Source organism: Bradyrhizobium algeriense (assembly GCF_003062295.1).
Lineage (GTDB): Bacteria > Pseudomonadota > Alphaproteobacteria > Rhizobiales > Xanthobacteraceae > Bradyrhizobium > Bradyrhizobium algeriense.
In genome coordinates this window covers 493,731-514,332 of record NZ_PYCN01000003.1, presented here as the reverse complement: position 1 = coordinate 514,332, position 20,602 = coordinate 493,731, and the positions used below count along the sequence as shown (strand labels likewise).

At 61.4% G+C, this 20,602-nt stretch carries 15 protein-coding genes and 19 tRNA genes; all 34 read left to right on the top strand.

The window, feature by feature from the left end:
* The first annotated feature begins 215 nt into the window (after positions 1–215).
* Positions 216–953 (top strand): AraC family transcriptional regulator, encoded by a 738-nt coding sequence (locus C7G61_RS10065; protein ID WP_244608228.1) that lies wholly within the window; start codon positions 216–218, stop codon positions 951–953.
* A gap of 9 nt (positions 954–962) precedes the next feature.
* Positions 963–1,319 carry an SDR family oxidoreductase gene (locus tag C7G61_RS10060; RefSeq protein ID WP_108513909.1) on the top strand — a complete coding sequence of 119 codons (357 nt, stop codon included), beginning with the start codon at positions 963–965 and terminating at the stop codon, positions 1,317–1,319.
* Positions 1,282–2,979 (top strand): gamma-glutamyltransferase, encoded by a 1,698-nt coding sequence (gene ggt, locus C7G61_RS10055; RefSeq protein WP_244608227.1) that lies wholly within the window; start codon positions 1,282–1,284, stop codon positions 2,977–2,979. The genes C7G61_RS10060 and ggt overlap by 38 nt, the downstream gene beginning before the upstream one ends.
* 1,010 nt (positions 2,980–3,989) lie before the next feature.
* A complete protein-coding gene (gene exbB / locus C7G61_RS10045) occupies positions 3,990–5,075 on the top strand; it encodes a tonB-system energizer ExbB (protein WP_244608226.1) in 1,086 nt (361 codons plus the stop codon).
* A gap of 6 nt (positions 5,076–5,081) precedes the next feature.
* The gene (gene exbD / locus C7G61_RS10040; protein ID WP_108513905.1) at positions 5,082–5,579 is read left to right on the top strand and encodes a TonB system transport protein ExbD; all 498 of its coding nucleotides are present in this window, start codon (positions 5,082–5,084) and stop codon (positions 5,577–5,579) included.
* Positions 5,576–6,454: an energy transducer TonB family protein gene (locus tag C7G61_RS10035; RefSeq protein WP_108513904.1), complete on the top strand. Its 879-nt coding sequence runs from the start codon at positions 5,576–5,578 to the stop codon at positions 6,452–6,454. The genes exbD and C7G61_RS10035 overlap by 4 nt, the downstream gene beginning before the upstream one ends.
* Before the next feature lie 325 nt (positions 6,455–6,779).
* Positions 6,780–7,292 (top strand): sigma-70 family RNA polymerase sigma factor, encoded by a 513-nt coding sequence (locus C7G61_RS10030; RefSeq protein WP_190241747.1) that lies wholly within the window; start codon positions 6,780–6,782, stop codon positions 7,290–7,292.
* Positions 7,293–7,399: 107 nt separating this feature from the next.
* Complete coding sequence (locus tag C7G61_RS10025; RefSeq protein ID WP_108513903.1) at positions 7,400–8,431, top strand: FecR family protein; 1,032 nt, start codon at positions 7,400–7,402, stop codon at positions 8,429–8,431.
* A gap of 105 nt (positions 8,432–8,536) precedes the next feature.
* Complete coding sequence (locus C7G61_RS10020) at positions 8,537–11,287, top strand: TonB-dependent receptor (RefSeq protein WP_244608225.1); 2,751 nt, start codon at positions 8,537–8,539, stop codon at positions 11,285–11,287.
* A 77-nt stretch (positions 11,288–11,364) separates the two neighbouring features.
* A complete protein-coding gene (locus tag C7G61_RS10015; RefSeq protein ID WP_108513901.1) occupies positions 11,365–12,084 on the top strand; it encodes a hypothetical protein in 720 nt (239 codons plus the stop codon).
* A 106-nt stretch (positions 12,085–12,190) separates the two neighbouring features.
* Positions 12,191–12,946 carry a hypothetical protein gene (locus C7G61_RS10010; protein WP_108513900.1) on the top strand — a complete coding sequence of 252 codons (756 nt, stop codon included), beginning with the start codon at positions 12,191–12,193 and terminating at the stop codon, positions 12,944–12,946.
* A gap of 9 nt (positions 12,947–12,955) precedes the next feature.
* Positions 12,956–14,806: a type I secretion system permease/ATPase gene (locus C7G61_RS10005; protein WP_108513899.1), complete on the top strand. Its 1,851-nt coding sequence runs from the start codon at positions 12,956–12,958 to the stop codon at positions 14,804–14,806.
* Positions 14,793–16,106: an HlyD family type I secretion periplasmic adaptor subunit gene (locus C7G61_RS10000; RefSeq protein WP_108513898.1), complete on the top strand. Its 1,314-nt coding sequence runs from the start codon at positions 14,793–14,795 to the stop codon at positions 16,104–16,106. The genes C7G61_RS10005 and C7G61_RS10000 overlap by 14 nt, the downstream gene beginning before the upstream one ends.
* Before the next feature lie 798 nt (positions 16,107–16,904).
* Entirely contained in the window at positions 16,905–17,099 is a 195-nt protein-coding gene (locus C7G61_RS09990) for a hypothetical protein (RefSeq protein WP_108513896.1), read from the top strand.
* A gap of 161 nt (positions 17,100–17,260) precedes the next feature.
* Positions 17,261–17,335, top strand: a tRNA-Thr gene (locus C7G61_RS09985).
* A gap of 29 nt (positions 17,336–17,364) precedes the next feature.
* Positions 17,365–17,449, top strand: a tRNA-Leu gene (locus C7G61_RS09980).
* 4 nt (positions 17,450–17,453) lie between these two features.
* A tRNA-Val gene (locus tag C7G61_RS09975) sits at positions 17,454–17,528 on the top strand.
* Positions 17,529–17,533: 5 nt separating this feature from the next.
* Positions 17,534–17,608, top strand: a tRNA-Val gene (locus C7G61_RS09970).
* 6 nt (positions 17,609–17,614) lie between these two features.
* Positions 17,615–17,688 (top strand) — tRNA-Ile (locus tag C7G61_RS09965).
* Between the two features lie 203 nt (positions 17,689–17,891).
* A tRNA-Lys gene (locus C7G61_RS09960) sits at positions 17,892–17,977 on the top strand.
* A gap of 49 nt (positions 17,978–18,026) precedes the next feature.
* Positions 18,027–18,109 (top strand) — tRNA-Leu (locus tag C7G61_RS09955).
* 18 nt (positions 18,110–18,127) lie between these two features.
* Positions 18,128–18,203: transfer RNA gene (locus tag C7G61_RS09950), tRNA-Asp, on the top strand.
* 36 nt (positions 18,204–18,239) lie between these two features.
* Positions 18,240–18,776 (top strand): HNH endonuclease, encoded by a 537-nt coding sequence (locus tag C7G61_RS09945; RefSeq protein WP_108513895.1) that lies wholly within the window; start codon positions 18,240–18,242, stop codon positions 18,774–18,776.
* Positions 18,777–18,937: 161 nt separating this feature from the next.
* Positions 18,938–19,022 (top strand) — tRNA-Tyr (locus tag C7G61_RS44385).
* A 54-nt stretch (positions 19,023–19,076) separates the two neighbouring features.
* Positions 19,077–19,150: transfer RNA gene (locus C7G61_RS44380), tRNA-Gly, on the top strand.
* Between the two features lie 190 nt (positions 19,151–19,340).
* Positions 19,341–19,416, top strand: a tRNA-Asn gene (locus C7G61_RS44375).
* Between the two features lie 103 nt (positions 19,417–19,519).
* Positions 19,520–19,596 (top strand) — tRNA-Arg (locus C7G61_RS09940).
* Positions 19,597–19,601: 5 nt separating this feature from the next.
* Positions 19,602–19,680: transfer RNA gene (locus C7G61_RS44370), tRNA-Pro, on the top strand.
* A 7-nt stretch (positions 19,681–19,687) separates the two neighbouring features.
* A tRNA-Cys gene (locus C7G61_RS44365) sits at positions 19,688–19,762 on the top strand.
* 49 nt (positions 19,763–19,811) lie between these two features.
* A tRNA-Arg gene (locus C7G61_RS44360) sits at positions 19,812–19,884 on the top strand.
* Between the two features lie 131 nt (positions 19,885–20,015).
* Positions 20,016–20,089 (top strand) — tRNA-Gly (locus C7G61_RS09935).
* A 5-nt stretch (positions 20,090–20,094) separates the two neighbouring features.
* Positions 20,095–20,169: transfer RNA gene (locus C7G61_RS09930), tRNA-Glu, on the top strand.
* Between the two features lie 5 nt (positions 20,170–20,174).
* Positions 20,175–20,248 (top strand) — tRNA-Gln (locus C7G61_RS09925).
* Between the two features lie 149 nt (positions 20,249–20,397).
* Positions 20,398–20,473: transfer RNA gene (locus C7G61_RS09920), tRNA-Trp, on the top strand.
* Positions 20,474–20,602: the final 129 nt, after the last annotated feature.

Genomic DNA, 20,602 nt, shown 5'->3' with positions numbered 1-20,602 from the left:
TCATCGCGATCGGGCCATCTGGCCCGGAAGATGCATGGGGCTGTGAGGAAATCAGGCACCTCACATCACGAGTCCAGATGAACATAAATGTAAGAGTCGGCACGGCACCGACCGAGGGCGATGGTCTCGAGCGCCCGTGTCATAAGCGATGCGGACCGATAGCCGCGGCGAATTATGCTGGTCACTTGCAGACGCAGAAGCGACCGGTCGTCGCCATGGCAGCGACCTACCCTTCCGAGAGCATGAGCACACGGCACGCGCACCGGCGGGGGCAGTTCATCCTCCAGACCGTCGGCGTCACCTCGATGATGACGGATCGCGGTAATTTCGTCATCCCGCCGGGGCATGGCCTCTGGATTCCCGCCGGAATCGTGCATCAATCGCGCGCCTGGGGCGATGTCGAGGCCCAAACCATCTATATCGAGCCGGATCACGTGCCGCGCTATCCTGCGACCTGCCGCGTGATCCGCGCCTCGATGCTGCTCGAGGCGCTCATGGATGAAGCCGTCCGGATGCCGGTGCACTACGACGAGGACGGGCGCGACGGGCAGCTGGTCGATCTCCTGCTCGGCGAGATCGGCCGCATGCCCGAAGTATCGCTGCACGTGCCGATTCCGCTGGACCCACGGCTCGCCCGAATCTGCGAAGCGGTCCTCGCCGATACCAGCTCCGACCTTACCCTCGACGATTGGGCTGATCGCAGCGGCATGAGCCGGCGCACTTTGACGCGCCTGTTCCGTCGTGAGACCGGGCAGAGCTTTTCGGCCTGGCGCCAGCGCGTCCGCTTGCTGGAAGCGCTCGCGCGCCTCGGCGCCGGCGAATCCGTAACCAATGTCGCACTTGATGTCGGCTATGACAGCCCAAGCGCCTTTACGGCGATGTTCAGGCGCGAACTCGGCGCTGCGCCGCGCCGCTATCTACGTTGGGCCGACCAGGAGATCGTGTTGCGGTAGGCGGGTCAGATGGGATTCTGGCCGTTCGGGGATCCGACCGAAGCCGCCGCCAATCAAGCGCGTTTGCTCGCATCAATCCCGATGGGACGGTTGTGCAAGGCAGAGGAAGTCGCCCATGCCGTGTTGTGGCTGGCGTCTGACGATGCCTCGTTTGCAACTGTTATCGCTCTTCCGGTTGATCGAGGCTTCCCCGCGGGCCAATCGAACCGCCGGTCGATTGCGCGGCCTTTCGCGAGGCCGCTTCGCGTGATACGCGACACAATTCGACTTGCTTCGCGGCATGATCCACAACGAACGACAAAGGCCATCAAAGGAGACCCACCAGCTCATGGCACATTGGCGAGATCGAACCACCAGCACGTTTGATTGCGAGAAGACGCCGGTCTCCGCATCGCGCGGCATGGCCGTAACCAATCATCCGCTGGCTTCCGCTACCGCGTTGGAAATCATGGCACAAGGCGGCAATGCCATTGACGCCACGGTCGCCGCGCTGTTCACGCTGACCGTCGTCGAACCGATGATGGTCGGCATCTTCGGCGGCGGTACGGCGGTGATAAGACTTGCCGATGGCCGCGAACTGGTAATCGATGGTCTCGCCACGGCGCCGGCGATGACGCGACCGGACAGCTATACGCCGGTCTCCGATAAATGGCCGGACTACATGGAGACCGAGGGCCGCGCCAATCGCGTCGGCGCCAAGGCCATCGCGGTGCCCGGCAATCTGATGGCGTGGTGCGAGATCGCGGAGCGCTTCGGCAAGCTCGATTTGCCGATGCTGATGGAACCGGCCATTCGCCACGCCGCGCGAGGCTTTGAGGTTACGCCCTATCTGGCCACCTGCATCGAGGAAACCGCGGCGGATCTGGCGCTTGATCCGGCCATATCAGCGATATTTCTGCCGAGCGGCACCCCGCTTCGGGCAGGCAGCAGGCTAATTCAATCCGACTATGCCGCAACGTTGCGCACGATCGCGCAATCCGGTCCCGGCGTCATGTACGGCGGCGAACTTGGTCGCGCCATCGCCGGTAAGCTCGAGCAAGCCGGATCGTTCATCCGGCTGGAGGATCTGGCCAACTACCGGACCATTGAGCGTGAGCCGGTGCGCGGCACTTATCGCGGCGTCGAGATCATCGGTCCGCCGCCGCCGTGTTCGGGTGGTGTGCATACCATTCAGATTCTCAACATACTGGAAGCCTACGATATCGGCGCATCCGGCTTCGGTACGCCGCAAACGCTGCATCTGGTACTCGAGGCGCTGAAGATCGCCGCTGCCGATCGCCGCGCCGCCACCGCCGACCCGGCATTTGTCGATGTCCCGATCGAAAGGCTGATTTCCAAGGGTTATGCGAAACAGCGCCGTGCGGAAATCGATCTGCAGCGGGCAGGCGCCTACACGTCGAAAGTGTTGTCGAACGAATCCGCCAACACGACGCATGTCACGATCGCCGATGGCGACGGCAACATCGTCACGTCGACGCAGACGATCAACAGCCTGTTCGGTTCACGTCTCGTGATCCCGGGAACCGGCATCATTCCCAACAACTACATGTTCCTGTTCGATCCGCATCCCGGCCTGGCGCTGTCGTTGATGCCGGGCAAGCGCATCACCAGCGGCATCTCGGCGCTGATCGGCAAGAAGGACGGCAAACCCTTGTTCGCGCTTGGGCTCCCCGGTGCACACCGGATCCCGTCATGCGTGCTGCAGGCGGTGCTCAACATCGTCGACCACGGCATGAGCGTGCAGGAGGTCGTCGAGGCGCCGCGCGTTTTCAGCTGGGGTCTCGAAGCCGAAGTCGAGCGCGGATTTCCGGAAAGCGTGCGCGCTGAGCTCGCCGCGCGAGGGCATGATGTGGTTCCCGTCGATCATGTCGCCGGTGGCATGTGCGCCATCGCCTTTGCTCCAGACGGCACGATGACAGGCGCGGGGTGCTGGCGTGCTGATGGCGTAGCGGCCGGGATCGGCGGTGGTCTGGCGCGCGCTAACACGTCGTTCTGGCCGGATCCGCGCCGACCCAAGCCGAAGTGATTGCCGGCCGATCGGCCTGTTTGCGCTGACGTCAAGGGTGGGCGCTGACCCCCGGAAGCGTCGCCGAAGAGGTACTCAATCGCGTGGAAAGTCCTGTAACGGCGAGGCGCCCGTCGTTCGGACAGTTTCGAGGCATTCAAATTACTAAACGCAGCCGACAGCTTGATGGCAATTACGTCAGGGCGTATCGGTCCTTGGCGTCGACGGGCGATCGCGCAGAGTGAGCGCATTGTGGCCTCTGCGGCCGCCCGCCAGGCGCGAACAGGAAAGAGGACGCGAGCAGTCATGCAGCCAGATACTGACAGTGAATCTGCCGGCGCAGAGATGCATCGGTCCATCATGACAGCTTTCTGCGATGTCCTTCGTACCACCCAGCTTCCGCCCATGACGGTGATGGGTCTCGCCGCGTCGGCTCTCGGAGCCGTCTACAGGGAAGTCGCCGATCAGCATCGTTCCGAAGGCGGTTGTCCCTGCGGCTGGCAGCCGAATCTGCGTGCGGATGTCGAGGCTCTGCAGGCAGCGCTGGCAGCGACAATACAAGCTGTCCCGTCTGTCGACTTGCGTGTTATGCAGGCTGTCGGACGTGCATGAGCCATGACGTGCGCGATCCCCGCCGACCTCGCGCATAGCGGTTGGGTTCGGCGCCGCCGTCCAGGTTGATCCCGCCGCATAAGCGCATTTCTGAAGCCAGATCGCAATCTCATGCGATCATTCGCTCGGCCGATTTTGAGTGTTTCTAATTTCGCCTGCTGCAGAAGCATAAGTGCAGTCATGGCACGTAGAACAGGCGCAAGTGCCCCGCGATCATATGGCCGCCGTTCAAAAATAGTGCGGCTCCCGGTGGGAAAAACATCGTCGTCAAACGTCTTAACTTGGAGGCGCTGTAGGGCCACCGCTGGTTTGACGGGATCGTTCATACGACAGCAAGCCAAGTACGGCGCGAGGCGCTTGGGCGCCTCATGACGTGGGCTGGCGAACGAAGATGAAAGATTGAAACGATGACGTGTGTGATGACGAAACTGGCCGGAGCCCTGGTGGCAGGACGCCGGGTTGCGTGGATCGTGTTGACGGCGCTTGTCGTGTCGGCTGGTGTTGCCGGCCCGGTAGTGGCCCAGCAGGCGGAGCCATCGGCTCAGGCGCAACCCGCACCGCCGCTGCCGTCCTCTGCTGCATCTTCCGCGCCCGGCGCGGAGCGGCCAGCGGCACCGTCATCATCAACTGCATCTGTAGGCGCTGACGCTTCGGTATCCGCGGCGCCGATGCCGCAAGCGCCGCCGGCACTGGCCGAACCCTCGGCCGCCGCGCCGGTATCTCCGAGTGCGCCAGCCGCCGCTCAGGCAGCCGGCCCCGCGACGCTTCCGCACGATCTGTCGCCGTGGAGCATGTTCATGCAGGCGGACATGGTCGTGAAGGCGGTTATGGTAGGCCTTGCCTTCGCGTCGTTATTGACCTGGACGGTGTGGCTGGCCAAGGGCATCGAACTCACAGGCGCCAAGCGCAACGCACGTAGCGCCACGCGCAAGCTGAATGACGCCGAAAGCCTTGCGGACGCGTCACGGCAGATCAATGCCGCGTGGACGAGGAATGGCCGCGTCGCTGATCTTGTCAACGCTGCACTTGCGGAATTGCAGCGCTCGACCGACTTGTCCGCCGAGGGGATCAAGGAACGTCTCGCGATCGCGTTGTCCCGCATCGAAGCGAAAGCGGGCCGCGACATGGCGCGGGGCACCGGGCTTCTCGCGACGATCGGCGCGACGGCGCCGTTCGTCGGCCTGTTCGGCACCGTGTGGGGTATCATGAATTCGTTCATTGGCATCTCGCAATCGAAGACGACGAACCTCGCCGTCGTTGCGCCCGGCATCGCCGAAGCACTGCTCGCCACCGCGATCGGCCTTGTCGCGGCTATTCCGGCTGTCATCATCTACAACGTATTTGCCCGCGCCATAACCGGTTACCGCGCATTGCTGTCGGACGCTTCGGGTGAAGTCCTGCAGCACATGTCGCGCGATCTGGAATGGCAGGAGAAAGGCGTTGCGCCCGCAAGAGCCATCCGTATCGTTCCGAGTATGAGCACTGTCGCATCGGCGGCGGAGTGAGCGATCATGGCAGTCTCGCTCAGGGACCCGCAGGACGGCGACCTCGCCGAACTCTCCGAGATCAACGTCACGCCCTTTATCGACGTCATGCTCGTCCTTCTCATCATCTTCATGGTGGCGGCTCCCTTGTCGACCGTCGATGTCGCGGTGGATTTACCGGTTTCCAGCGCGCCGACGCACGCACGGCCGGACAAGCCGATCTTTCTCAGCGTCAAACCGGACCTCACGCTTGCGCTCGGCAACGATGATGTGCCGCGTGGAGCGCTGCAGGCAACGCTCGACAGGCAGACGAGCAGCGATCGCCAGCAGCGGATATTCCTGCGCGCTGACGGCGTGGTCGCCTATCGCGATTTGATGGGCGTGATGAATCTGCTGCGCGGCGCGGGTTATCTCAAGGTCGCGCTGGTCGGGCTGGAAGATACCGGGCAGGGCAGCGCAATCGGCGGACAGTTACCCGGCGCATCATCGGCGGCGCAACAGGCCGGGCCGGCGACGCAGCCATGAGATTTGGCTGGCGTGATCCCGACGCGCGGCCGGACGGCGTCGCGTTGCGTTCCGTGCTGCGATGGACGCTGGCGGGTGCCGCAGTCGCAGGGCTGCATGCGGGCGGGATATGGCTGGCGCTCAACCGCGAAGAAGCCACCGCTGCGGGTGAGCCGCCAGCCGCTGTGATGATGGAGTTGGCGCCGCTGGCCGTTGCGCCCGAAGCGCCGCCGGATCAGCTGCCACCCGATGAACGGATGACCGAAGCGCAGCTTTCCCCGATGGAGGAGAAGAACGACAAGCCTGTTGAACGGCCGGAGGAGAAGCCCGAGCCGGTCGTCGCGGAGGCGAAGAAGCCCGTTGAGGACGTTCCCTTGCCGCAGACGCCGCCGCCGGAAATCGAGACGCCGAAGCTGCCGGAAGTGGCGAACGCGGAAGTCACCTTGACGCCGCCACCGCCGGAGCCAAAGGCCGCCACGAAGCCACCGCCAAAAAAGAAGGCAGAGCGCAAGAAGCCGGAAGATCGGACAGTGGATCGCACCACGGCCCCGCTGGCCACGTCAAATCCCCGCGCGGATCGGGCGGCCGCGCCGTCGTCGAGTTCGGCCTTTAATCCCTCGACATCACCCGCCACATGGCGGAGCAGCGTCAACGCTCACCTCAATCGGTACAAAGGTGGAAGCTCGAATGGGGCATTGGGCACGGCCGTGGTGGCTTTCATTATCAATCGTTCGGGCGGCGTGGTGAGTTCGCGTCTCGTCCGAAGCTCCGGAAATCCGGTGCTGGACGCGAAGGCTGTTTCGACGCCCGGTCGCGCCAGTCCAGTGCCGGCTCCCCCGCCGGATGTCGCAGAAAGTGCCCTCACGATCACCGTTCCCATCCGATACGACCCGTGAAGCGGGACGATGGCGTAAAATCAACAGATCGATCTCAGGATTTCCGGGAAGCAACGCATGAAACGGCCTGCGCTGCTTGGAGCCTATCTAAACATCCGCAGTTGTGAAACGCCTGAGGCACTATTAGAGAGAAAGCGGGTTGGGGCCTCGCGGTAGCTGCCTGTCGAATAGTCCAGGCTTTGACGTCCGGGCAGGGATGAGAGGGACCAGCATTTATTGTGACGACCGCGCGTGCGACGAAATTCGCAAGTGGGGAATGTGATTTGCGCGACCTTTTCGTAATCCTGCGATCGGCCCGCGCCAGTCGTCCGGTGGAGCGCTTGACGTGAAGGGGAACGACGCCCGAAGCGTAATTTTTCTCGCACATCGTGCAGCTCTCATCGAATATGCGACACCAATTCTCGGCTCGCGCGAGACCGCCGAGGACATCGTGCAGGAAGCATTCCTGAAATTCGTGCCGCCTCGGCCGGCAGCCGACGCGCCCGAGCAGCCCGCAGCCTATCTCTACCGCATCGTCCGCAATCTCTCGCTCGATCTCCTGCGACGCAAAAAACTCGAAAGCCGGGATCCACTCGACGAAACGTCCTATTGGGCGGTGCCGCGCCCCGAGGCTTCGCCGGAACAGAGCGCGTTGTTGCGCGACGACATCCGCCAGATCGCTGCGATGCTCGCTGAAATGCCGACAGAGACCAGGATCGCGGTCGAAATGCACCGCTTTGGAGGGCACAAGCTGCAGGACATTGCGGTGCATCTTGGACTCTCGGTCGCAACGGTGCACCGGATGATCCAAACGGCTCTGGTGGACATCGCAAAGCGGACCGGTCGCGAGCAAACGTGACATAATTCTCCCGGTGTGAAAAAAAATTCCGACCTATTCGTCTATTCAAAGCAGGCGAGACATGAATCGCGTGCTCTGGGGATGGGGCTCGGGACGAGGATCACGGGATGTCGCTGAACAGGAATGGAGGCAAGCCCGAAGCCCTGCTGGACGAAGCGGCGCGCTGGCTGTTGCATCTTCGGGAAGCGGCAGGCGACCCGCGCGTGCAGGATGACTTCAGCGCCTGGCTTTCGCGCTCCAGCGAGCACCGCGCTGCGTGGCACCGGGTTCGGGAAAGCTGGCATCTGCTGGGCGAGGGTAAGCCAGTGTACGAGCATGTCTGGCGGCCACAGTCGCTGCAGACACCGTCAACTGGCGTCGGCAAAGGACCCCGCGTCCAGCCTGGAGGTCATTCGCGTGCGGCGCGGCGGCGATGGCGGTGGGCGGCGACTACTTCAGCCATTGGTCTCGCTGCCTGTCTGCTTGTCGTTGCCGTCCCTTCGCTTCTCTTGCGGCTGGAAGCGGATTATCTCACCACGACCGCACAAAGCCGGCTGGTAACGCTCGAAGATGGAACGACCGTCTATCTCGCCGCTGACAGCGCCATCAAGACGGACTTTTCGGCAAGCCGGCGGCAGGTCCGTTTGCTCGCGGGGGAGGCGTTCTTTGATGTGATCCGCAATCCGGGGCGGCCGTTCGTCGTCGATGCGAGCGGCGTGAAGGTCGAGGTGACGGGCACGGCGTTTGATGTCCGTCTTTCATCGTCGGCAACGCATGTGGAGCTCGCGCGGGGCGCAGTCGGTGTCTCCTTCGACGCGGCCCAGCACACGCCCCTCGCCAGGCTGGCTCCGGGCCAGATGCTGGTCGTCGATCGCAAGTCGGGTGCAATGACGAAGAGCGATATCGCGCCAGAGGACATTGGCGCCTGGCGCGAGGGGAGATTGTTCGTCAACGATGCAACGATCGGCGCCGTCGTCGAACAGATACAGCGCTATCACGCTGCATGGATCGCCGTTCCCGACGTCACGCTGGCGCAGCAGACGGTCACCGGCCTGTATGATCTGCGCGACCCCGACCGTGCGCTGCGTGCGCTGGTGCAACCGCATGGCGGCAAGGTTCACGAAGTCTCCCGCTTCGCTCGCATCGTTTCGCGACTTTAAGTCGAATCTAAACTGCGAAGCCGTTTCTCGCGCCGGATGCGCGACAATCCTGAAAAAAAGTATCGAGCCGATCGTCTTTAGTCGGGAAGCGCATTCGAAAAGAAAATGCGCGGCGGCAGACTGGAGTACGGGGCTGTAATGTGCGTTTCGAAGAAGACTATTTTCAATGAAATCAACGAAAAGATTGCGAACGTCGCACACATTGCGTGCCTTGTTGCGGCGCTGGTCGCGGCGGACAGTGCCTCGCGTGCATTCGCGCAGACGGTGCCCGGTTCTGGAATAGTTCAAGTTCAGGGTGGTGACGCGGCGGCGCCGCGCAACTTCAACATTCCGGCGCAGCCACTGGGTCTTGCGCTCAATGCCTTCGGCCGCCAGTCCGGATTGCAGGTGACATTGTCCGCCGCAACGTCGCGCGGGCTGACGTCCAATGCTGTCAACGGCAGCTTTACACCGGAGCAAGCGCTGGCGCTGATGTTGCGAAACACGGGTATCGCATTTCGCGTCACGGCCGACCGTACAGCTGTTATCGGGGCGACGACCTCGCCGGCCGCGGAGGTGTATGTCCCCGGCGCAACCCAGCTCGATCCACTGGTTATATCGGGCGGCCGGAATGCCATTTCGGGGTCCGGTTACCAGGGTACGCCGGACTGGGTCTATGAGGCACCGGCGGCCGTCAGCGTGATTTCGCGCGAGGCGATCGAGAACAGTCCGACCCGCAACGCCCGCGACCTGCTCGACAACGTCGCCGGTGTCTATGCCAACCGCTCGGAAGCGCAGAACCCGGGCATCAGCGTCAATATCCGTGGCCTTCAGGACCAGGATCGCATCGCCACCATGATCGATGGTGCACGGCAAAGCTTTCAGCGCAGTGCGCATGGCTCCACGCAGCGCACTTATATCGACACGGCCTTTATTCGCGCCATCGACATCGAGAAAAGCACGACATCGGGCGTCGGCAGCGCCGGTGCGCTGGGCGGTTCTGTCAATTACCGAACCCTTCTGGCTGAGGACCTGATAGCGCCGGGCAAGCAGTACGGCGGTCAGGTCAACCTCACCACGGGGACCAACCAGTTCAATTTCGACGGGTCGACGGCGGCCGCGGTGCGTCTGTCCGACCGATTTTCCGTTCTCGGCGGCATCAGCTACAAGAACATCGGCGCCTATGACATCGGCAAGAACGGCACCATCAATAGCGCGGCAACCTATGCCGGGGATGTGTTGCTGTTCTCCGGCCAGGAAGTTCGCTCCACCATTCTGAAAGCCGAAGGCCAGGTTACGGAAGACGTCAAGGTCACGCTTGGCTGGGTGCGGAACGATTCCAGGTTCAACACCGGAAACTACGACTCCCCAGGGAGCCAAGGCAACCTGCAGAAGGCGACGGAAGGCGTTGTCAATAACACCTTCACCTCTGCACTCGACTGGAAGCCCGACAACGAGCTGATCGATCTGAAGGCCCGCCTCTACTACAACAACATCAGGAACAACAAGGTCGAGGAAGGCTCGATCCTTTCGACGGGACCGTCGAACTACGTTATGGGGACACTCGGCGGCAGCGTCGAGAACACCAGCCGCTTCGATACGCTTCTGGGAGCTCTCGCCCTCAACTACGGCATGGAAGCCTTCAGCGACGACGGCAAGACCGCTCTCACCCGTGGCTATGTAGCAGACGACGGCGTCGATTACTCAAGCACGCTTTCGGGCGGCACACCGAGTGGCAAGCGCGAGATCGTCAGTGGTTTCGGCAACGCGAAGTATACGCCCACAGACTGGCTGACCGTTTCAGGCGGCTTGCGTTACGACTGGTACCATGCGGAGGGCACAACGACGATCTACGGCAACAAGACGAAGGACATCATAGGTTACGTTGTTATTCCTGCTGTGCCGCCTACGCCGCGGGTCTGCTGGCCTTCACCGCCGTTCCCTCCCAATTTCCGATGCACCGGTCCCACTCCTGGCATTCCCGCTCGAACCGAGCCGATATACGGGCCGGAATACTACAAGAGGCATGACGTCAAGGTCGATAACTCCGGCGGAGCGTTGCTGCCGACAATGACCATCGCGGTGAAGCCCGTCGATTGGCTTCAGCCGTTCGTCAAATACTCGAAGAGCTACCGGCCGCCGACCATCATGGAGTCGTTTCTAAACGGTGGGCACGGCGGGCCCGCCGTCAATGGCTATGCGCCGAATCCGTATCTCAGGCCGGAACGCGGCGACACTTATGAGCTCGGCGCCAACATTCTTCGCAATGGAATATTTTCGGAGCGCGACACCTTCCGTTTCAAGGCTGTCGGCTTCTATCGTGAGATCACGGACTACATCAGTTTCGGCTACATCTACAATTCGGCGGCCCAGCACCAGTATACTTCATACGTGAATCTCGATGGCGTGACGCGAATGAAGGGTCTTGAGATCGAGGGCAACTACGACGCCCGGATGATTTACATCGGGGGCACGCTGACGCGCATCGATACCGAATTTGCCGATAGCTTTACCTCGCCTTCAGGAAACAGCATCCCGATCAACCGCGGCAGGGGCGCCGCCGTGATCTTCGAACAACCCAAGCTGCGGGTCACGCTTGATGCGGGTGTGCGCCTGTTCGAAGAAAAGCTGACGTTGGGCGGACGGGTCACCGACGTATCGAAGACGGAGCCGGCGCTGGGCTCCCTTCGGACCGGCTACGAAATGGCCGGCTACCGGGTTTACGACATCTACGGATCCTATGCCTTCGATCCGAACACGAAGCTGCGCTTCGCGGTCACCAATCTCACGGACGTAGCTTACGCTCCGGCCCTTGGCGCCAACTTTTTCGCCGCGCCCGGACGAACGGCAACGGTATCGCTCAATTACAAATTCTAGGAATTCCACAGTCGCAGGCTGTGGATGCGAGGTTCGTCGTGGGGCGAACAGATGAAACAGGCAAAGGGAAACAAGAAATGACACTGTTGATTGAGCTGACCGCAGCGAGCAGCAACCTTCCATCCTACCTGGCGGCCTATGACACGAACTTCTCCTACAACGGTAACGGTTGGTTCTCCCGGTCATTCTCCACCGGCCAGGATCAGTGGTCCGCCGGTGTCGATACCGAAGGCGTCGACAACAACATTCCCTCGGTCATCATGGAGATCGACGACTACAGTTATTCACCGGGCCTGTTCAACGGCGATGTCACTTCGCTCACGCTCGGCCGAAACCTCGAGTATGATGCAGGCCAGGATCTGTGGGTGCAGGATCAAGAGCTCATCATCACCAATGTGAGCGGCTACATGCCGGATACGACCACGTTCGCCTATGCGATCTACAGCCTGTCGCACGGCGGAGCCGTTGACGGTCTGGGGACCTTCCCAGGTCTGACGGACTACTTTGCCGAGCAGGGCACAATGCAGGTCGGGAATCTGGGCCTCGACGATACGCTGCTCGGTTTCGGCGGTCAGGATACTTTCGTATTCCAGGACGGCTCCTCGTTCGACACCGTCAACAGCTTCGATCTGGCTGCCGATATCCTCGACGTCTCGGCGTGGGGTGCAACGGGATTGGGAGACCTGTTTATTTCCACGATCGGAACTGACACCGTCATCAGCAGCGCCGATTTTACGGACGGTATCACGATCACCGGCGTAACGGGGCTGACGGCCGCGAACTTTGAGTTTGCGTGAGAGACATCCCGACTTTTGCAAAGGCGCGCCGCGTTCGTCTGTGAACGCGGCGGAAGCCTGCAACAATTCCGATTATCGTCATCAAGAAAATCCGAGGAGTTAGAGAATGGCATTGGTACTGAACTACTCAAGCGCGAGCAGCAACCTTCCGGTCTTCCTGGACAACTGGATCGACAATTTCGAGTATCGCGGCACTGGCGGCTTCAACGCCGTCAGGAACGTGTCGGACCAGTGGTATGCTGGGACGCGCATCGTCGGCGGCGTGGACAATGACAAGTCGTCCGTGATCGTGAACGGAACCGATTTCAGCTATACGCCCGGCGTTGTCGATGGCACGGTCTCCACGCTCACGCTCGGCAGCAATCTCGCTTATGTGTCGTCCACCGATCAGTGGGTGCAGGATGAAGGCCTGTCGGTCAGTTTCGGCGCCGCGACGCTGACGCCGGCTTTCGATGCTGCGATTGCCGATCTATCGCAGAACGGCAGCCTGGATGGCCTCTACGGCTATTTTGCCGAGCAGGGGACTATCCAGAACGGCACCGTGGGCAACGATGTCATGCTGAGTTTTGCCGGCGATGACACGTTCACCGGCAATCTCGGCGACGATACGTTCACCTTTGCTGACGGCTGGGCCAACGACGTCATCGCCGATTTGGGTACCGATACCGGAAATGACGATGTCATCGATCTGCAGGCGGTGACGGGCATTTCGAACTATGTCGATCTGGTCTTCAACCACAGCAACTGGTGGGACAACACCGGCGTTCTCACCATCACCGACGGCGCGAACACACTCCAGTTGGATGGTTATGTCGGGACCGACATTGCCAACCTGATTCTCTGCGGCAATATCCTGGTCTGAGAACGGCCCGTGCTGAAAATCCCGCATCGCAAACCGTCGCAGCCTTTGGCTGCGGCGGTCGTGTCGTCGCTGGCGCCGGTGTTCGCCGGAATTGCGGTGGTCAGCGGCGCGGTCAATATCCTGGCGCTGACGTCGCCGCTGTTCATGCTGCAGGTCTATGACCGCGTGTTGGCCAGCCGCAGTGTTTCCACGCTGGTCGGGCTTGCGGTGCTGGCCGTGGTTCTATTTGCGTTTCAATCGATGCTGGATGTGATCCGGGCGCGCGTACTGCTGCGGATCGGTGAGACCTTCGATCGCAAATTGTCCGGTCGCGTGCATGAGGCGATCGTCTCTTTGCCACTCAAGGCCCGGATGCCGGGCGACGGCCTGCAGCCGCTGCGAGACCTCGACAATGTTCGCGGCTTCCTGTCCGGGCAGGGGCCCACGGCACTGTTCGATCTGCCATGGATGCCGCTCTATCTCGGCATCTGCTTCCTGTTCCATTTCTGGATCGGGATCACGGCGCTTGTCGGCGCGATCGTGCTGGTGGCGCTCACGGTCGTTACAGACGCCCTGTCGCGTGGACCGACGCGCGCGGCGATGCAACACGGCATGGCGCGCAACGCACTGATGGAGGCCGGTCGGCGAAACGCTGAAGCGGTCCGCGCCATGGGGCTTGGCGGTCGTGTGGCGGAACGCTGGCAAAAGGCGAATACGGACTATCTCGCCGCAAACCGGCGCACCGGCGATATCGCCGGTGGCCTCGGCGGCGTGTCCAGATCGCTGCGCATGATCCTGCAATCGGCCATGCTGGCGGTCGGTGCCTATCTGGTCATCAGGCAGGAGACGAGCGCCGGCGTCATGATCGCGAGTTCGATCATGATGGGCCGCGCGCTGGCGCCGGTCGATCTCGCGATTGCCAGCTGGAAGCCGTTCCTGATGGCGCGGCAGAGCTGGGGCCGGCTCGGGGAACTGTTCGCGCTGCTGCCTGAGACGCGTGCGATCATGGCGCTGCCGAAGCCGGAGCGCGAGTTGCGCGCGGAGGCGGTGAGCATCGCGCCTCCCGGCGAGAAGAAGCCCACCCTTACAGGAGCCAATTTTGTTTTGCCGGCGGGAAGTGCGCTTGGCATTATCGGTCCGAGCGGCAGTGGAAAATCCACACTTGCGCGCGGGCTGGTCGGCGTCTGGACTCCGACAAGCGGCAAGGTGCGCATCGATGGCGCGGGTTTCGATCAATGGAACCGGGAAGAACTGGGACGCCACGTCGGCTATTTGCCGCAGGGTGTCGAACTGTTCGACGGCACCATTGCAGAGAACATCTCCCGTTTCGAAGCGGATGCTGATGCCGACGCCATCGTCGCTGCGGCCCGGGCGGCGGGCGCGCACGATCTCATTCTTCGCTTTGACAGCGGCTACGAGACCCGGATTGGCGAGGCGGGCTCGGCCCTTTCGGCGGGGCAGCGCCAGCGCATCGGTCTCGCTCGCGCGCTTTATCGTGATCCGTTTCTCGTCGTGCTCGACGAACCCAACGCGAACCTCGATGCGGAAGGCGAGAAGGCCGTCGTCCAGGCAATGACGTCGGTGCGCGAACGCAAGGGCATCGTCGTGGTGGTCGCGCATCGCCCCAGCGCGCTCGCGGTGGTGGACCTCGTGGCCGTCATCGAGGCAGGAAGAATGAAGGCATTCGGACCGCGCGACGAGGTGCTGTCGCGCACCCTCAAAGGTGCAAATTCGCCGCCGGCCACCATGACGACAGCCGCAGGCTACTCGACCGGGTTCCGCGCTACCGCGCCGTTCCGCGTTGTCGCGACGGCTGCCACGGAACCGGATCCAGGCAGATCGCCGGACCAGCATACGGATGAAGTCGATGTCGAACGCTGACCACGACCTCTCTCTCGCGCGCTCGATCCGGCGCCATCTCCTCGTCGGTGGTCTTGCGAGTCTGTTTCTCGTGGCAGGCATCGGCGGATGGGCGGCGGCGACAAATCTAGCCGGCGCTGTGGTCGCGACCGGGCATTTCGTCGTCGATTCCTACGTGAAGAAGGTGCAGCATCCAACTGGCGGTGTGGTTGGTGAAATTCTGGCGCGCGAGGGCCAGCGCGTTACCGCGGGTGACGTCGTGATGCGGCTGGATGCGACGCAAACGCGTTCCAGCCTCGCTATCGTCACCAAGCGGCTGGACGAATTCGCAGTGCGGCGCGCGCGACTGGAAGCGGAGCGCGATGAAGCGCCAACGATCGCATTTCCCGCGGCGCTGATGACGCGCGCAGGCGACAGCGATGTTGCGCAGCTACTGGCGGGGGAACGCAAACTATTCGAGCTTCGCCGCGAAGCGCGATTCGGGCAGAAGGCGCAGTTGCGCGAACGCATCCTTCAATACGAGAAAGAAGTACGCGGCCTGGTCTCCCAGGAAGACGCGAAGGTGCGGGGCATCGCTTTGATCGAACGGGAACTCAAAGGGGTGCGCGAACTCTGGGAGCAGGGTCTCGTGCCGATCCAGCGCATGATGGCGCTGGAGCGCGAAGGCACCAATCTGGACGGCGAGCGCGGCCGGCTCGCCGCGGCGCAGGCCCAGTCCGGCGGCAAGATCGCGGAGACTCAGCTGCAGATCATCCAGGTCGATCAGGATCTTCGCAGCGAGGTGGCCAACAGCCTGCGCGAGATTGAAGCGCAAACGGCGGAGTACGTCGAACGCAAGGTTGCGGCAGAGGATCAGTTGAAGCGCATCGATCTCGTGGCGCCGCAAAGCGGTCTGGTGCACGAGCTTGCGGTTCATACGGTGGGCGGCGTAATTTCACCGGCCGATACGATCATGTTGATCGTGCCTGATAGCGACAGGCTGGCGTTGGAGGCGCAGATCCAGCCGCAGGATATCGACCAGATCCGGTTGGGCCAGCGGACGGTTTTGCGCATGTCGGCCTTCAATCAGCGAACCACGCCGGAACTGAACGGCGAAGTCAGCCGCATTGCCGCCGATCTGACGCAGGATCAAAGGAGTGGACTATCCTACTATGTTGTTCGCATCGCCGTGCCGCCAAAGGAGCTTGCGCGTCTCGGCAAGCTCGCGCTGGTGCCCGGGATGCCGGCCGAAGCATTCATTCAGACCGGCGAGCGAACAGTCATATCCTATCTGGTCAAGCCGCTGAAGGATCAGATCAACCGCGCGTTTCGCGAGGAATAGTATCGGTCTATCGCATTCTGTGAGCGGGCTGCGACGACGTTGAGGATACGGTGCTGCTCCCATTGCTGTTGCGACGAATTGAAGGTTACGGCTTTACCTGCCCTTGATGACGCAAGGCCAACGACGGGAGACACTTTCCATGTCGACCCTGGTTATCGCACCATCGATCGACTTTTCCGGGGCATGGCGGATCTGAGATACAAAAAGACTAGTGAAATGAATGAGCGGTTATGGAGTGACCCATACTGGCCTGTATTGACGCCCTGACAGATCAACAGTCCGTGCGGTTGCCGGTCGTGCAGCGACAGCGCGCCTCCGTGCGCGAGCACGATCGCATTGGCGATAGAAAGACCGAGGAGGTTACCTGACGGCATTTTTTCGTGATCTGCGGCGTCAAGGTAAACGGGCGCGCACGACTCGAATCTCTAGTATCTTGAGGCGGTTGTCCCGCATCAACGCCACGGAACGGGGGCAAAGAACACAACCTCGTCTAGAAAATTGTTTGCGCCGATCTCTTGACGAATTTTAAATCTTCTGCGCATAGGAGATTTCACAACGACCCTTCGCCGGAATTCGCCGGCGCTCTTAAGGACCGAAGCCATGTTGAGCCTGCGCTCACATATCGTCGCGAAAGCCGCCAGCGCGCTGCCGTTTATTCGGCCGTGCGATTGGTCGCGCATGTGCGTGGCGAAGCAAGGTTCGAGCTATCTGGCACCCGAAAATCTCGGGACGATCGGAACAGCAAGAGCGTAAATCGGCAGTGGGAATCTACCCTCTGCCTCCAGGCAGAGAGCGAAGATGACCCGCAACACCACCACCACACTCGAGAACCGTGGCCGCCAGAGGATTTTCTCCTCGCCGGTAGCGCGTGCCTTCGTGCGTATCGTGACGCAGCGCCGCGGGATTTCCGAGGCTCAGGCCGAGCAGATCTATCTCGACTACATCAACCGAACTCGCCCGGCGGACACCTGCCGGCGTCGTGAGGTCGCGTGATGACGTGAAGTGATTTCGAATTCAGGATGGCCGTCCCTGCAAGGACATAAGATGGCCCGCTGATCCGGTACTGGTCCCCTTTGGTGGGGCGGCAAACGGTGGTTTCAGGGCAGCGCAGAATTTCTATTGGCCGGGTTTTCCGGCCGTTTGTGAATTTCAACGCTGGCGTAGCTCAGATGGAGAGCAACGGTTTTGTAAACCGAAGCGCGGAGACTCGAGCCCTCCCGTCAGCACCAATCGTCGTGTGTGATCTTCAATACGTAACGCGAGCGTGGCGAAACTGGTAGACGCACCGCACTCAGACTGCGACGGGCTTGCCCGTGGGCGTTCAATTCCCTCCGCTCGCACCATCACGCTCCCGTAGCCAAGCGGTAAGGCATCGGTTTTACATACCGAGATACGCTCGTTCGATCCGAGCCGGGGGTACCAATCATGCGCCTTTAGCTCAGAGGTAGAGTACCGCCGCGACATGGCGGTTGTCCGCGGTTCGATTCCGTGAAAGCGCACCAATTCACGCTCTTGTAGCACAATGGCAGTGCGACCGCTCGATAAGCGGTTGATGCAGGTTCGATTCCTGACTGGAGCACCAACCGAAAGGAGGCCGACATGACCATCGCTGTCACGACTTTGACGGAAAGGAGCGATGCCATCAAGGCACGCCCTACGAAACCGGCGCGGCTTGCCGCCGCAACCATCAAGACGATGGATCCGGAGCGTTAAACCTGACTGGAGATGGAGCGGCCTTTTAAGCCGTGCGCAAGTGGTTCGAAACCACCCGGATCCTCCAATCATGGACCAGTGCCCCCAGCGGCCAAGGGAGCGGATTCTTAATCCGTCGACGCAAGTCACCGTCGGTTCGAGTCCGACCTGGTCCTCCAATTCGAGCGATGTCCTGCGGAAAGTCGGGACCTCGAAAAAGACGATTCCGCGGCCGTGGTGGAACGGTAGACACCCGCGCTTGAGGGGCGCGCGCCTTGTGCATCCGAGTTCGACTCTCGGCGGCCGCACCACTTTGCAGAATTCAAATTGCTCCTGGACCCAGCTGGCGACGGGGCTCGACTGTCGATCGAGTTGCGGCGAGTTCGATTCTCGTCAGGGGCGCCAATTTCAGTCGAGAGAATTCTCGCGAAGGAGGTCGTCATGTTTAAGAACTGCCCCGCGCTGGTGCTCAACGCGGATTTCCAACCGCTTAGCTATTTCCCACTCAGCCTGTTCGGCTGGGAGGATGCCGTCAAGGCGGTGGTGAAGGGATCGCACGTCATCGTGGCCGAGTACGACCAGGTGGTGCGCAGCCCGTCGACCGCGATGCGGCTGCCGTCGGTGATTGCACTACGCGAGTACGTGCGACCGCCGCCCCGGGTTGCCTTCACACGGTTCAACGTCTTCCTGCGCGATCACTTCGTGTGCCAGTATTGCTCCATCCAGCACCGCCCGAACGATCTCACCTTCGACCATGTCCTGCCGCGCGCCGCAGGAGGCGTGACATCGTGGGAGAATATCGCGACGGCGTGCAGCCCCTGCAATATGCGCAAGGACACGAGGCTGGAGAAACCTCGCCGGAAACCGTCCGAGCCAACGGTGCATCAGCTGATGGCCGCGCAGCGGCACTTCCCGCCGAACTTTTTGCACGAGACATGGCGCGACTTCTTGTACTGGGACGTCGAACTCGAGAAATAAGCCGCCGGCTTCGGCCGGCGGTGATAACCACGTAGAGTGTAACCCTTCGAAGGTCGACGACATAGGTTCGAGGCCTTTCCTGGCGGCCAAGCTTGATGGTCGAAAACTGCAGTCCCGCCGGGCCAGCGAGGCTCTCCGCCCGACGGGGGGCAAAACATTTAGGGTAACGCCAAGTCTGGTGACTGAGTGGGCCTGTAAAGCCTGCGCCTATGCGCATGCGCGGTTCAATTCCGCGGTTACCCACCATCCTCCTGCAGATTTGCGATAGCGACCGAAATTCGCAAATGGCCGTCAAAATTCGCGGATCTGGTATATTGGGAGTGCCGTGCGCTGCCCGCGCATTGATAGCGGTTCGATTCCGCTGGTCCGCGCCAAATTGCGAAGTAGCGCATTTGCGCAACTCGCCGTCCAGGAAGCTAATCCAGTGAAAGCATCGGTTTGAAAAGCCGAGGAGGTCAGGGCGGCACTGACTCTGGACACCATTACGGGGAGTGCACAAGGGTGCAGTTGATCCTTGCAAGATCGACGCGGCCGGGGCGGTACCGGCACTCTCCACCATCTCATTCCCGTCGAGCCATCTCGGTGAGGGCGCCCGGCTGTTAACCGGGGTAGCGCGGTTCGAAACCGTGGGCGGGAGCCAATTCACTTTCAGTGCTGATGTTTTCCTTAGATCTTCGAAATGGAAGCATCCGCCGTTCGGGCGGTTGAAACCGCTTCGGATCAGCCTCGCATTGTCAGTTCATCTTCCGGTAGCTCAATTGGATGAGCAGCGCGCTACGGACGCGAAGGTATGCAGGTTCGAATCCTGTCCGGAAGGCCAATCATCAGCGTGTGGGGGAGCCCGGTCGTCCCTACCTGCCTTGGAAGCAGGGGATCGTGTGTCCAAATCACACCACGCTGACCATCGTTATTGACCCGTGGCGAAACAGGAACGCGGCGGTCTGCAAAACCGTCATGAGCCGGGGCAGCACCGGCCGGGTCATCCAAGACAAACAGATCGCCGGATTGCGGAAGGAAACTACAGAGTTGTTTCACGTGCTCGTGGACCAACTGGATGGTCAGCGGATTTCTACTCCGCCTTATGCTGGCTTGAGTCCAGTCGAGCGCACCGATATTTCAACTCGGTTCTGTCGGCGAACGCTATTTCTCTGTTCAAACGCAGACGTCGCGAATCGCTGTCCTGAGCGAGCACGTCATGGATTTGGTTTTCAGGTAGGTGATGTTCACACATCATCTTTCGCGGGCTTGGGTCATAGGCTGATCACTTGGCTTCCAACCAGGCAAAGTCGGTTCGATTCCGGCAGCCCGCACCATATTTGCACCCTTCGTCTATCGGCAAGGATATCTGTTTTTCAGATAGAGGAGGCGAGTTCAATTCTCGCAGGGTGCGCCATGTTGGGCGGGTTCGTTCAGTGGCATGACGGCGCGTTTTGAGCGCGCATACGAAGGTTCGATTCCTTCATCCGCTACCAGCCGCTCGGCCTCTCGGAGAGGAGTTGCTGCTCATAACGGCAAACAGGACGGTTCGAAACCGTTACGAGCGACCAATCTATTTCCGACCTCGTCTATCAGCTAGGACGCTTGTTTGTGGAGCAGGAAAACACGGGGCAGGACCAGTTTTCGGAGTGAAGCTCAAGTGGACGAGCGCTGGTCTCCAAAACCAGAGGCTCCAGGTTCGAGGCCTGGCTCTCCGGCCAGTTTCTGGTGTCACAGGTGCGAAGAAGCCGTTTCATTTGATCTCTTGCCTGGAGGATACGGCTGTTGTGCATGCGGGCGCGGGAGTTTGTCGAGCGTGATGTCCGGCTCGGCTACGTGAGTGCCGCGGC